Source organism: Kribbella amoyensis, from assembly GCF_007828865.1.
Classification (GTDB): Bacteria; Actinomycetota; Actinomycetes; order Propionibacteriales; family Kribbellaceae; genus Kribbella; species Kribbella amoyensis.
On sequence record NZ_VIVK01000001.1, the window covers coordinates 4797398 to 4811220 of the forward strand.

The 13823-nt window shown below is 71.4% G+C and carries 9 protein-coding genes and 1 pseudogene; 6 read left to right on the plus strand and 4 right to left on the minus strand.

The features are described 5' to 3' along the window. Positions 1–505: 505 nt before the first annotated feature. From FB561_RS38730 to FB561_RS22525, 4 genes and pseudogenes are all read right to left on the minus strand, one after another. Entirely contained in the window at positions 506–2569 is a 2064-nt protein-coding gene (locus FB561_RS38730) for a hypothetical protein (RefSeq protein WP_238334981.1), read from the minus strand. Positions 2570–3742: 1173 nt separating this feature from the next. Beyond that, a pseudogene (locus FB561_RS39260) lies at positions 3743–3844 on the minus strand (DUF2510 domain-containing protein); the annotation flags it as partial. A gap of 50 nt (positions 3845–3894) precedes the next feature. Then, positions 3895–4182, minus strand: coding sequence for an Lrp/AsnC family transcriptional regulator (locus tag FB561_RS22520; protein WP_145809884.1), 288 nt, complete (start codon positions 4180–4182; stop codon positions 3895–3897). A gap of 79 nt (positions 4183–4261) precedes the next feature. Further along, entirely contained in the window at positions 4262–6067 is a 1806-nt protein-coding gene (locus FB561_RS22525; protein ID WP_145809886.1) for a DEDD exonuclease domain-containing protein, read from the minus strand. A gap of 217 nt (positions 6068–6284) precedes the next feature. Between FB561_RS22525 and FB561_RS22530 the strand changes: the two genes are divergently transcribed. The 6 genes from FB561_RS22530 to FB561_RS22555 all read left to right on the plus strand — a co-directional run bounded on the left by FB561_RS22530 (position 6285) and on the right by FB561_RS22555 (position 13683). Further along, the gene (locus FB561_RS22530) at positions 6285–7592 is read left to right on the plus strand and encodes an NYN domain-containing protein (protein ID WP_145809888.1); all 1308 of its coding nucleotides are present in this window, start codon (positions 6285–6287) and stop codon (positions 7590–7592) included. A 183-nt stretch (positions 7593–7775) separates the two neighbouring features. Then, positions 7776–7991 carry a hypothetical protein gene (locus tag FB561_RS22535; protein ID WP_337692318.1) on the plus strand — a complete coding sequence of 72 codons (216 nt, stop codon included), beginning with the start codon at positions 7776–7778 and terminating at the stop codon, positions 7989–7991. Between the two features lie 244 nt (positions 7992–8235). Next, entirely contained in the window at positions 8236–9288 is a 1053-nt protein-coding gene (locus FB561_RS22540; protein WP_145809892.1) for a C40 family peptidase, read from the plus strand. Between the two features lie 144 nt (positions 9289–9432). Further along, a complete protein-coding gene (locus FB561_RS22545) occupies positions 9433–11295 on the plus strand; it encodes a DUF4412 domain-containing protein (RefSeq protein WP_238334982.1) in 1863 nt (620 codons plus the stop codon). Further along, positions 11288–12577: a M48 family metallopeptidase gene (locus FB561_RS22550; RefSeq protein WP_238334983.1), complete on the plus strand. Its 1290-nt coding sequence runs from the start codon at positions 11288–11290 to the stop codon at positions 12575–12577. The genes FB561_RS22545 and FB561_RS22550 overlap by 8 nt, the downstream gene beginning before the upstream one ends. Beyond that, complete coding sequence (locus FB561_RS22555) at positions 12574–13683, plus strand: glycosyltransferase family 4 protein (protein ID WP_145809895.1); 1110 nt, start codon at positions 12574–12576, stop codon at positions 13681–13683. Before FB561_RS22550 ends, FB561_RS22555 begins: the two co-directional genes overlap by 4 nt. The last annotated feature ends 140 nt before the right edge of the window (positions 13684–13823 follow it).

Genomic DNA, 13823 nt, shown 5'->3' on the forward strand with positions numbered 1-13823 from the left:
GTACGCCTGGGCCTGCGGTTCGGTGCGGGGGCGCGGGGGAGGCGGCGGTGGGGGAGCGGGTGCCGAGAACTCGCCCAGCAACGGATCCGACAACGCGTCTCCAACCGGCGGCTCGACGGACCGCTTGTCCTCCGACCGCGGCGGCGCGAACGCCGGCTCCGGCGGCCGCGTCCCACCCGACAACGCATCCCCACCCGAAGAATCACCCGACAACGCACCACCCGACTGAGTCCCACCCGACAACGCATCACCAGAGTGCGATCCACCGGGCAGCGACCCACCGGACAGCGACCCACCGGACAGCGGGTCGGTGGAACGGGGGTGCTCCGGGGGTGAGCTGATCGGGTGGGAGGTGCCTGAGAGGGAGTCGCCTGGGTGGGGGCCGGACAGGGGGTCGGGGCGGTTGGGGTCGTTGGGCATGGGGGCTCCCGGCTGTGGGGCGTTGCTGGGGGGTGGGGTCTGGTCGGCTGGTCGGGTGGGGTGGAACGGGGGTGGATTCTCCTTGTCAGCCAACGGTGATCCCCTGGAAGACTTTGGCTTCGGCCGCTACCAGGTCGGGCCGGTTCGTCGGGATGTCGCTGATGTACGCGACCGCCGTCCCGTCACCCAGATCGAACACGGCGACGGTCAGCGTCAGGGTGCGCGTGGTCACCTTGGCGTTGTTCACGGTGACGGCTTCCTGGTAGTACCAGCCGTTCTTCCCGGAGCGCTTCGCCGCCGCGTTGCGCAGCTGCTTGAAGGTCACCGGGATCTTGCCGTACATCGCGCCGTGCAGTTGATAGATGAGCTCCGACGCGGTCGCCTGCGGGTCGCCGTTGAACAGCACCGACGTCCCGAGCGAGCCGACGAAGATGTCGGCGTACCAGTCGTTCTTGCCGTCGAAGTTCTCCTGCAGCAGGACGTACTGGCCGCTGGAGTTCTGCAGTTGCGGGACGAGGCGCTTGCGGTCCGACCACGGTGGGCCGACCCGCGGGAACGAGATCGCGTCCGAGGCGATCCGGTTGCCCTCGTGCAGCTTGGGGTTCTTCGACTGGCCGGGCGGCTGGGTGTTCTGGCTGCCCGGTGAGGTCGGCTGGCTGCTCGGCGACGTACTCGTCGACGGCGAACCGGTCGGCTGCTGCGTCGGCTGACCGGTCGGCGAGGGGTCGCCACCGGTCGTCTTGTCGTCGCCGCGGTTGACGAAGAAGAACACGCCCGCGACGGCGATCAGGACCAGCGCGACCGCGCCCGCGATGGCGATCATCGCCTTCGGCGGACCGCCGCCCTTCCCGTCGTCCGGCTTCTGCCGCTTCCCGCCGAGCTGTGGCGGACCGCCCTGCCACTGACTGCCGCCTTCACCGCCACCGCCCCACGGGCCGCCTCCGCCGGAGCCGCCGCCGTGCTGGGTGCTCTGCTGCCCGCCCGACTGCCAGGAACCAGCCGCTGTCCCACCGGACTGCCATTGGTTGCCGGAGGCATCTCCGCCCTGGTTCGGAGCGGTGGCCCAAGGGTTCTCGGTCGTGTGCGCGGTGGTGTTCCACTGGTTGCTACCGGTCTGCGACTGGTCCGTGCCGGCTCCGCCGCCGGTCTGCTGCCATCCGTTGCCGTCGGCACCGTGCGCCTGCTCGACCTCCCACTGCTTGTCCGGCTCCCACTGGTTCCCGACCGGCTGGTTGGTACCGGTCTGGGACTGGTTGCCGTCGGCCTGGTCTCCGGAAGCCTGCCACTGGTTCGACGTACTACCGTCCGCCGGCTGGTTCGCGTCCGTACCCCACTGGTCGCTGCTGGACTGTCCCTGCGCGCCGTCGGCGGGTTGGGCGGACCACTGGTTGGAGGGCGCTTGCTGGTTGCTGGATCCCCAGCCGTCGCCGGCTTGCGAGTTGTCAGCTTGCGGATCGCCTTGACCGCTGCTCACGCCCCAGCCGCTGCTGGTCTGGGCGTGGTCTGCCTGCTGGTCGGTACCGCTCATGCCCCAGCCGCCGGACTGCGCGCCGTCGGCCTGCGAGCTGTCCTGACCGGTCGGCGTGCTGCTGACGCCCCAGCCGCTGGTGGGTTGGGAGCCGTCGGCGGATCCACCTTGGTTGGCGGGCTCGCCGCTCACACCCCAGCCGCTGTTGGGCGTCGGGGACTGCGTTTGACCGCCCTGCTGGTTGTCGAAGCCCCAGCCGTTGTTGGTGGATGAGGCGTCGCCTTGTCCGGCGGTCTGGTCGCTGACGCCCCATCCGCTGCTGGTGGACTGCGAATCCGGCTGACCGCCCTGCTGGTCGCTGATGCCCCATCCGCTGTTGGTCGTCTGGGACTCCGGCTGACCGCCCTGCTGATTGTCGACGCCCCAGCCGCTGTTGGTGGTCTGGGGTTCCGTCTGGCCGGTCTGCTGGTTGCTGCCCCAGCTGTTGTTGTCCGGCTGGTCGGGGGTGTCGACGCCCCAGCCGCTGTTCTGGTCGGTGCCCCAGCCGTCGTTGCCGGAATCCTGTCCGTCGACGCCCCAGTCGTTGCTCGCGGCCCGACCGCCGCCGACGCCCCAGCCGTTGTCCTCGGACTGGGCGTTGTCGACACCCCATCCGCCGTTCGTGGGCTGTGCTGGCTCCATGCCCCAGCCGCTGTTGCCGGACTGGCTCTGCTCGGCTGGCGATCCACCGGAACTCGCCGGGGAACTGTTGGCGACCGTGTCGCCGGTCTGCGGGTCGGCGGAGGTCCAGTGCCCGCCGGTGTCCTGATTGTCGGGGAGCGGGATCTGCTGCGTGGGCTCGTCCTGACCACCCTGCTGCCCCTGCGCGGCCCCCTCAGCCGCCCACCCACCAGTACCCGTCGCCTGCGAACCCGCCGCACCGGTCGCCGGCGAGCCACTACCGCCCGCACCCTGCGAACCGGCACCTTGCGTACCGGCGTTGGGTGAGCCCGTTCCCGCGGAGCCTGCCTGCGAGCCCGTGCCCGCCGCGCCCGCTCCTTGCGAGCCGGCATCCGACGAACCCGCTCCCGTCGCGCCCGCTGCTTGTGCACCCGCGCCTTGCGAGCCGGCGTCGGCTGAACCGGTCCCTGTCGCGCCCGCCGTTTGTGAGCCCGCATCCTGCGAACCAGCGTCGGGTGAGCCCGGTCCCGCGGTGCTCGCCTGCGGTTCCGTACCCGTTGCGCCTGCTGCCTGTACGCCTTCCGAACCGGAGTCGGACGAGCCCGCCCCCGCGGCATCCACCGGCGAATTCGTACCCGCTGCGCCCGTGGCCTGCGGGTCCGTCGTCGGGTCGGTGGCGAGGGTCAGGGTGCGGTTGAACTCGGGTGTTTGGTCGGTCGGCTGGGTGGGGGTCGGGGATTCGGTGGAGGGGTCGGCGGCCGGCTTCTGCGTCCAGTGGCTGCCGCCGGTGGGGGTTCCCTGAGCTTGGGTCCAGGTGGCCTTGGCTCGGTCGGCCGCGCTGCTCTTCGGGGTCGACGGGTCGGGCTCGGGCGTCGGCTGGTTGGTGCTGCCCGCCGCAGGGGCGCCTCCGTCGGCGGTCCACCCTGCCGCGGCGGCGCCGACCTGGCCCCAGCCCGGATCCGTACCGGAACCTTGGGCCGAGCCTTGCCCTGAACCCTGAGCCGAGTTCGTACCGCCCTGCGCCGCGCCACCGATCGAAGTCACAGGCGCACCGGACGACGACCCCGACGCCGGTCCGGACGACGACCCCGAGGCCGGCCCGGGCGACGACTTCGTCGAAGACCCGGACGACGACCCAGCCGACCCCGACGCAGCGTCAGACGGCCGGCTGGTCTTCGGCTCCTGGTCCGGGGTTTCCTTCTCGGTCTTGTTGGTCCATTGCGTCCCGTTCCACCAGCGGATGGTGTCCGGCTGTCCGGTGGGGTCCGGATACCAGCCGGCGGGAGGGTTGCTCATGGGTTCACCGTAACTTCGACTCGTGTCAATCCCGGCCCGTGCTCCGGCCCTCAGACACCGTCTTCCTGACCGAGGCTGAACGCGGCCTCCAGGTCGTGCGTCGAGTACGTCCGGAACGCGATGTGGGTCTCGGTGCTGACGACGCCGGGGACCCGGTTCACGTGGTCGGGGATGACCGTCGCGAGGTCGTCGTGGTGCGCGACCCGGACCATCGCGATCAGGTCGAGCCCACCGGTCACCGAGTACACCTCGCTGACGCCGTCGATCGCCGCGACCTGCTCGGCGACCTCCGGGATCCGCGCGACATCGGCCTTGATGAACACGATCGCCGTGACCATGTCGTCCTCTCCTCGGTGCAGGGGTTTACCGCCGTGAAGCATAGTGCGGGCGTGATGCCGGAGCCGCGTCCAGCCGTCGTCAGCTCGCCCGGGCCGCTCCGAGTGGCCGGAGCCGGCGGCGGCGTTCGCCGGGGTGGTGGTGCTCCTCCGACCTGGGTGGGTCGAGGCGGCTGAGGTGGCGGCCGGCGCCGCTGGTCGGGCAGGTCCAGGTGCCGTCCATCTCCACCAGGCGGATGCCGGGCTGGTCCAGCCAGCGGAGCACGAGGTCGATCTCCTCGGGCGAGGCGGAGGCGACCGGTCCGACACCGGGCAGCACCGTCTCGGCCGAGGCGCGCAGCATGTCGAGGTACCGGCGGGGGTCGGTGCCGCGGACCGCGATCCCGGCCGCGGCGAGCCGGCCACGCCGGATCACGTGCAGCTCCCAGCCACCGTCGTCGAGGCGTCGGGCCGCGCAGATCTCCGCACATCCCGTGACCGAGGCCATCCGCTGCATCCGCGCGCTGCTGCGGACGAACGCGCCCAGCCGGTCCCGGTGCACCGCGGCGTCCTCGTACCGCTCGTCGGCGGAGAGGACGTCGATCCGCTTGGTCAGCGCGGTGATCACCGGCGTCGGGTCCGTCGTCAACGCGGTCCGCAGCCTGGCCACGAACTCGCCGTACGAGTCCATGTCGATCCGGCCGTCGCAGGGCGCGACACACCGGTTCATCTCGGCGAGGACGCAGGGGGAGAGCCGTGGTGTCCGCGACATCCGGGCCGTGCACTGGCGGATCGGGAACGCCTCGTGCAACGCGGCCATCGCCCGCTCGGCCGTCTTGCGGGAGCTGAACGGACCCAGGTACCCCGCTTCGTCGTCGCGCACCTGCTTCACCAGGGACAGCCGCGGGAACGGCTCGACGGTCACCTTCAGCCAGTGCTGCCGCTCGGGGAACTTGGAGCGCCGGTTGTACCGCGGTTTGTGCTCGGCGATCAGCCGGAGCTCGCGGATCTCCGCCTCCAGCGACGTCCCGCACTCGATCCCGCGGACGCCGGACGCGATCCCGATCATCTCGCCGATCCTGGTCCGCGTCTCGGAGGCGGTGAAGTAGGAGCGCACCCTGGTCCGCAGGTCCTTGGACTTGCCGACGTACAGCACCTCGCCGCGGTCGTCGGTGAACAGGTACACACCTGGTGCGTGCGGCAACGACTCGGCCAGGTGCCGCTTGGCCCGGACCTGCGGCGCGACCCTGGCGGAGAACGTCTGCAGGTCCTCCAGCGTCTGCACGCCCAGCGAGCCGACCCGCTCGAACAGCCCGTGCAGTACGTCGACCGTGGCGCGCGCGTCGGACAGGGCGCGGTGGTTCGGCGTGGTGGTCGCGCGGAAGAGCTTCGCCAGCGTGCCGAGCTTGCAGTTGGGGGCCTCGTCGGGCGTGATCACCCGGCGGGCCAGCAATGCGGTGTCGACGACGGCGAAGTCGGGCCAGTCGTAGCCGTGCACCTGGCTGTCGTGCTTGAGGAACCCGACGTCGAACGGGGCGTTGTGCGCGACCAGGACACACCCGCGGGCGAACTCCAGGAACGCGGGCAGCACCGACCCGATCCGCGGTGACGTGGCAACCATCAGGTCGGTGATGCCGGTCAGCACCGCGATGAACGGCGGGATCGGCTCGGCCGGGTTGACCAGGGACTGGAACTCGCCGACCAGCTCGCCGGCCCGGACCTTGACCGCGCCGATCTCGGTGATGCCCGAATCGCCCGGCGCGCCGCCCGTCGTCTCCAGGTCGACCACGCAGAACGTGACGTCGCGCAGCGGAGTGCCCAGATCGTCGAAACTCGGTTGCACGCCGCGGATCGGCGGGACCGGGTCGGGCGCCGGGGCAGCGGCGGAGTCGGGCACGGGGCTGCTCATGCCGACGACGCTAGAAGGCGCCGCCGACAATTCCGCAGGTGACACGCGCGGCGACCGGCCAGGGACACCGCTATTGCCGACACAACTTCCGACGCGGGGCACTAGGCTCTGTGTATGCGTATCCAAGCGACCACCGCGTCCCCGGCCCGTGCCGTGGGTCGGTGTGGTCTGCCTCACTGGCGGAGCCAGGCCCCCGTTCCGGCCGGACTGCGGACCGGTGGCTGAGGCAGGCACCGCCGCCGGCTCCGCTGCCACGCCCCTGCCCGAACCGGTGCGCCAACGGGTACTCACCTTGGCCGCCCAGGCACTTGGTCAGCTGCCCGCGACCGACATCCCCGCGCCGCTGCGGCGGTTCGCCAGCTTCGCGCCCGGCAGGCGCGCCAAGCTGTCCGCGTCCGTCCTCGGTCCGGTGCTGGAGACCGACGAGCACTTCCGGCGGCTGGTCGCGTTCGAGGTCCGTCGCGAGCACCCGGAACTCGGTGACGCGGTGGCCGAAGGTGTCGCCGTGCCCGCGGCCGAGCCGGTCGAGGTGGCCGCGCTGGCGTACCTGCTCCGGCCGGACGACTGGGAGAAGCTGGTCGGCGCGGCCGCGCAGCTGCGGCCCGAGCAGCCCACCGTGGACGAGCAGGTGGTCGGCCGGCTCACCGAGCAGCTCGACCAGGCGCGGACCGAGACCCGCCAGGTCCGCGACCGGCTGCGCGAGCAGGTGGCCGAGCTGAAGACCGAGAACACGACGCTCCGCCGCAAGCTCAACGAAGCACGGCAGCGGATCAGTGCTCTGCAGGGCGACCTCGAGGTGCGTACCGCGGAAGCCGCGTCCGCCGACGAGCGGGTCGACGCGGCGCGCGCCGAGGTCGAGCGTGAGCTGCGCAAGCTCCGGGCCCGGATCACCGAGCTGGAAGCGGTGGAACACGCGGCCCGGCGTACTGCGGGACAGGAGCGCGAGCTGGCGTCGACACGGACCAGGCTGCTGCTGGACACGATGGTCGAGGCGGCCGCCGGTCTCCGCCGGGAGCTCGCCCTGCCACCCGGGGGAGAGCTGCGCCCCGCGGACACGGTCGCCGGGGTCGAGCCGTCGGCGGCTCCGGTCGGGCGGTCGGCGCCGGACGACGATCCCGCGTTGTTCGACGAGTTGCTGGCGTTGCCGCAGGTGCACCTCATCGTCGACGGGTACAACGTGACGAAGACCGCATGGCCGAACTCACCCCTGCACTCCCAGCGGCAGCGGCTGGCGACGGCCTTGGGCGCGCTCGCGGCGCAGCGACGGATCGAGGTCACCGTGGTGTTCGACGGCGCGGAGCTGTCCGGGCCGGTCCAGCTGAATCCACCGCGGGGCGTCCGCGTGCGGTTCAGCCCGGCCGGTGTGATCGCGGACGACGTGATCCGCCAGCTGGTCCGGGCCGAACCGCCGGGCCGGCCGATCGTGGTCGTCTCCTCCGACCGGGAAGTTGCCGAGAGCATCAAGGCCCTCGGCGCGCGCGCCCTCTCGGCGACCACCTTGCTCAGCCGGATCGCCCGCGCCTGACCTGCGCCTGACTGCGCCTGACCTGCGCAGACGTACCGCTGGGTGGCGCGGGCCGAGGGCAACGAGAAGGTGTCCGGCCGGGAATTGTCGGTGGGTGTCTCTAGCGTCCTTGGCAGCCGGATGCAAGTCCGGGGCTTCCCCACTTTGGAGGACGTTGTGCTGATCGACTGCGACGCTTGTGTGATGAGAGGTCCTGGGTGCCAGGACTGCGTGGTCACCGTGGTGCTCGGGCTGTCGGCCGAGCGTGCCGGTGTGCTGCGGATCGACGACGAGGAGGCGGCGGCCCTCGCGACGCTGGCCGAGTCGGGCCTGGTTCCACCGCTGCGCCTGGTCCACGCTGTCAGCAGCGTCGAGCCGGACGTGGCTGCCGACGGCGACGCGGCGGCGGATGCGGTCTGATCCGGTGGGGCGGCGCGGGCGGATCCGACGTTAATTTTGGATCAAACCCGAGGGGCGAATTGCACTGGTCACGAATCGGTTACTACTGTTACCTCTCGTTGCCTCAGCGTGTCGGCCGTCCTGGCCGGCCGGGCAGCACCAGCCGAGGGTGACCCGCCAGGTCGTCGGAGTACTGCGGTAGTGCTCTGCTTCCCAGCGTGGTGACGGGGACGGCGTCGCGCAGAGGAAGGGATCGACCGGAGCTGTGTCCATCGGCCGCATCAACCGCACCAAGGGAATCGCTCTCGCCGCCATCACGAGCACGGCAGTCGCCGCCGGGGTGATGTTCATCCAGGGAGCAGCCGACGCCGATCCGAAACCGACGATCGCGCAGGCCCGGGCCCAGGTGGCCGACCTGCAGCACAAGGCCGAGCAGGCCGGCGAGTCGGCGAACGACCTCCGGGGCCAGATCAAGTCGTCGAACGACCGGGTCAAGGCGCTCCAGGCCGGCATCAAGAAGCAGCAGGTCCAGGTCGACGGGGTGAAGCGGCAGATCGGCTCGCTCGCGGTCGCCGGCTACCAGACCTCCGGGATGACGACGACGGCGCAGCTGCTGCTGTCGACGAACCCGGACCAGTTCCTCAGCCAGGCCTCCACCGCGCAGGCGTACGCCGGTCAGCAGAACTCGGCCCTCCGCCGGTTCCAGGCCGCGCAGGGCAAGCTGAACGACCTGCAGGCCAGCGAGCAGGCCGAGCTGGCGTCCCTGCAGACCGTGCAGTCCAAGCAGGACGCGCTGAAGAAGCAGATCCAGACCAATCTCGACGCCGCCGAGAAGGTGCTCGACAAGCTGAGCGACGCGGAGCGGGCCCGGATCCAGGCCGAGAACGAGAAGGAAGCCGAAGAGGCGCGCAAGAGCCGCCCGAGCCGCAACGGCGACCGGATGGACGACCTGCCGGACGTGCCGGTCAGCGGTCGCGCCGGCACCGCCGTCCAGGTGGCGCTGGCCCAGCTCGGCGACCCGTACGTGTGGGGTGCCGAGGGGCCGAGTTCGTTCGACTGCTCCGGCCTGATGCTGTACGCCTGGGGCAAGGCCGGCGTGTCGCTGTCGCACTCCTCGAAGGCGCAGGCCAGCGAGGGCCGGCGGGTCAGCAAGAGCCAGCTGAAGCCGGGTGACCTGGTCTTCTACTACCAGCCGATCAGCCACGTCGGGATGTACATCGGCGGCGGCCGGATCGTGCACGCGAGCCGCCCGGGCAAGCCGGTGAAGACCGACGACGTCGACCTGATGCCGTACACCACGGCCGTTCGACCGGGCTGAGCCCGGTCGCACTCCCGATCATGATCGCGGCTCCGGGGATTCCCCGGGGCCGCGTCGTTTCACCAACCGCGTGCTTCACTGTTGTCGGTGGAGGCACCTAGAGTGACTCCCCTGACTGGGGCAGGTGAGGAGCGAGGGGCCGAGGTGAACGACGACGAACGGCGGACCGCGCCGCCCCGCGCCTCGACGCGCGAGGGCCACGTCCCCACGTCCGCCGACCAGCCCACCGTCGTCCTCCCCACCCAACCCGACACACCCCACGAGCCGGCGCCGCGGGACCGAGCGTCGTCGGAGCGCACGTCGCGCGAGTCCGCGCCGCGGGACCCAGCGCCGCACGAATCCGCACCGGGGGACCCGAGGCAGCATGAGGGCACGCCGCAGGAGTCGCGCGAGGGTGTGGTGCGGCGGTCTGGGGCGCAGCCTGAGGGGACGCCGCCGGACCGCTCGACGGAAGGCGGGCGGGGGGAGCGGATTCAGCGGCTTGCTGTGCCGGTGGCCGCGTGGGGCTCCGAAGGTTCCGACGGGGACGGGGACGGGGCCGAGGCGCTCGGGCGGAAGCTCTCTTCGGATCAGACGACGATCATCATCCCGGCCCAGCACGCCGCCAAGCGGGTCGGTGGTGGCGGCAGCGGATCCTGGCCGCCGGGGGAGGTGCGGCTCGGGTCGTCCGTGATCTGGCCGATGCCGAAGCCGTTGGCGAAGCGGGTTGCGCTCGGCGCGGCAGTACTGGTCGTCGCGGTGGCCGCGTTCGCCGGGTTGCGGCAGCTCGCCGATGCGCCGGCCGCGCCGGTCGGGTCGCACTCCACCGTGCCCGGGCACACCAGCGCGACGCCGGACGAGGCTGCCGCGGGTGTGCAGCGCGCTACCGACGGTGGCGCCGTGCTGCGGAAGATGGTCGAGGCCGTACGGACGCAGGACCGCAGCGCGTTCCTCGACACGATCGACCCGCAGGCCAAGGACTTCGACGACCAGGCCCGGATGATCTACACCAACCTGGACAAGTTGCCGTTGGCCACGTTCCAGCTGCGGTACGTGAGCGACGACCCCGGCGCGCTCGAGCCCGACCGGCAGCGAACGCTCGGTGGCGAGAAGTCCTGGCTGGCCCAGATCGAGGTGTCCTGGCAGCTCAGCGGGTACGACGCGAAGCCGGCTCGGGAGACGCTGCCGGTCACGTTCGTGCAGCGCGGCGGGACGACGTACGCGGCGTCGTTCTCGGAGCGGTTCGTCGCCGGGCAGCGGCGGCCGATCTGGGCGCTCGGTGCCATCGACGTCGCGAAGAGCGACCACGCCCTGGTGATCAGCCTGAACTCGCAGGCGAACGCGGACGACTACGCCACGGTGACCGATCGCGCGGTCGACGCGGTCAGTGACGTCTGGGGCGACAACTGGCGGAAGAAGGCGGTCGTCTACCTGCCCGCCAAGCAGTCCCAGATGGAGTACGTGCTCGGCGCGCCGCAGGGGACGTACAGCCAGATCGCCGCGGTGACGATGGCCGAGCTGGACACGCCGGCGGCCGGCGCCCCGGTCCGGATCGTGGCCAACCCGAAGCTCTTCGAGGAGCTCGGCAAGCAGGGCCGGCGGATCGTGCTGACCCACGAGACCACCCACGTCGCGTCGACCGCTACCGCCTCGCCGGTACCGTTGTGGCTGGCCGAGGGATTCGCCGACTACGTCGCGTTCACCGCCGTCTCCGTGCAGGACGAGTCGGCGGCGAAGGAACTGTTCAAGGCGGTCCGGGCCGGCAAGGTACCGAAGACCCTGCCGCCGCCGGAGGCGTTCGCCGCGACGTCGTCCGAACTCCCGCAGGCCTACGAGTCGGGCTGGCTGGCGTGCCGCCTGATCGCCGAGCGGGAGGGACAGAGCAAGTTGGTCAAGTTCTACCGGACCGTGCACGCGTCGAAGAGCCCGACCGGTCTCGCCGACGCGTTCCGCACCGTGCTGGGCACCACCGAGCAGCAGTTCGTCGCGGACTGGCAGAAGTACATCCAGAGGCTCGCGGGTGTCTGAGCGGCCGTCCGGTCCCGCCACCGGGGCCGAGCCGCCGAGGTCGCGCGAGCTGGGCCGGCGCGTGCCCTGGCTGGCCGGTGTGCTGGTCGCGGCGGCGCTCGTCGTGGTGATCGTCACGACCACCCCGTGGCACCTGATCGACCTGCCCAAGCCGGATCCGGCGCTCGACTTCACCACGGCCGAGATCGACCGCCAGCAACGGTTCCGGGCCGAGTTGTTGCCCTGGTCAACGGCTTCCTGGATCGTCTCGCTGCTGGTCCCGCTGGTGATCGGGTTCAGCCCGCTCGGCCGCCGGATGTACGACGCGCTGCCGCTCCGCCGCTGGTACCTCGCCGTCCCCGTCCTGGTCGCCGGGCTCGTCCTGCTGACCAGCGTGCTGACGGCACCGTTCGACGTGATGGCCGAGCGCGTCACCCGCGACTACGGACTGTCCACCGAGAGCTGGGGGCTGTGGCTCCGCGATCGTGCCGTGAACTGGGCGTTGACCTCGCTCGCGCTGATCGCGATCGCGGTCGGCCTGATCGCCTTGGCGAAGCGCTGGCGGACGTGGTGGTGGGTGCCCGCCTCGATCGCGGCCGCGGTCCTGGTCCTCGGCGTCTCGTTCGCGTACCCGGTGCTGGTGGAGCCGCGCTTCAACGACTTCACGTCGCTCGCGCCCGGCCCGCAACGGGACGAGTTCCTGCAGATGGCGCGCGAGGACGGCGTCCCGGTGAAAGACGTGCTGGTCGCGGACGCGTCGAAGCGGACGACCGCGCTCAACGCGTACGTGTCCGGCTTCGGGTCGACCCGCCGGCTGGTCATCTACGACACGTTGCTCAACGGCGCGTCACCCGCTCAGGTCAAGCTGGTCGTGGCGCACGAGCTCGGGCATGCCGCCGAGGGGGACGTGCTGCACGGGACGGCGATCGGTGCGCTCGGCGCGGCGTTCGCGGTGATCCTGCTGCGGTTGCTGCTCGGAGCGAAGGTGGCCGATCCACGGCGTACCGCGCTGTTGCTCGCCTTGATCGTCCTGGGGACCACCTTGGCCGCCCCGGTGCAGAATCTGATCAGCCGCAAGATCGAGGCCCGCGCCGACTACCACTCGCTGCGGCTGACCGACGACCCGCGGACCTTCGTCGAGATGCAGCACGCGCTCTCGGTCCGGAACATCTCCGGCCTCGACCCGGCCCGCTGGCGGTACTGGATGTTCGCCAGCCACCCGACGCCGCCGGAGCGGATCGCGATGGGCCGCGCCTGGGGCGACGAGCACGGCGACCCCGTCCCGCCACTGGTCCAGCGATGACCGTTCTCGTTGTCAGCAACGACTTTCCCCCGCGGCAAGGTGGCATCGAGACCTTCGTCCGCTCCCTGTGCGACCAACTCGACGACCTGGTCGTCCTGACCTCGCGGGCCCAAGACGACAAGCAGTACGACGCGACGCTCCCGTTCCGCGTGGTCCGGGATCGCAGCACGGTATTGCTCCCGACGCCTCGCGTGACCCGGCGGGCCGTCCAGCTGATGCGCGAGCACGGCGCCGACCGGGTACTGTTCGGGGCGGCCGCCCCGCTCGGACTGATGGGACCGGCGTTGCGCGAGGCCGGGGCGGAGCGGATCGTGGGGCTCACCCACGGCCATGAGACCTGGTGGGCCAAGCTCCCGGCGGCCCGTCAAGCCCTGCGGCGGATCGGCGACGCCGCGGACACGCTCACCACGGTCTCGTCCTGGTGCGAGGAGCAGATCGCCCCCGCGCTCTCACCGGCAGCGGCCCGGCGGATCCGGCGGCTGACCCCGGGGGTCGACACGGCCCGCTTCCACCCGGACTGCGGGGGAGCTCTGATCCGCAAGCGGCTCGGTCTCGACGGCCGGCCCGTGGTCGCGTGCGTGGCGCGGCTGGTCGCGCGGAAGGGTCAGGACACCCTGATCCGTGCCTGGCCGCGCGTGCTCGCCGAAGTCCCGGCCGCGGTGCTGCTCCTGGTCGGCGGTGGACCGGACCGGGCCCGCCTGGAGAAGCTTGCCGACGGCCACGAATCTGTCCGGTTCACCGGCGCGGTGCCGTGGACCGAGATCCCGCCGTACCTCGACGCCGCCGATGTGGTCGCAATGCCCAGCAGGACAAGGCGATTCGGCCTCGAGCCGGAGGCCCTCGGGATCGCCACCCTGGAGGCGTCCGCCACCGGCAAGCCCGTCGTCATCGGTGACTCCGGCGGTACCGCGGACACCGTGCTGCCAGGCGAGACCGGGTACTTGGCCGACCCGTACAACCCGGTCGCGACGGCGGTCCGCCTGGTCGAGTTGCTCACCGATCCGGCGCACGCCCGCGAGCTCGGCGCGGCCGGCCGGGAGTGGGTCCGGAGCACCTGGACCTGGGAGCGTTCCGGCGCCCTGCTCCGCGAGCTGCTCGCGCTCTGATCCGGAACCCACGAGGACAACCGGCGCGGAGCGTGTACTCTGGGCTCCATGCATCAGATGTCGCGCCTTGCCGCAGCCGTACGAGCTCAGTGCTCACCGGCTGCCGCTGCCTGACGTCTTCCTCCAGAAACCGGCGACCG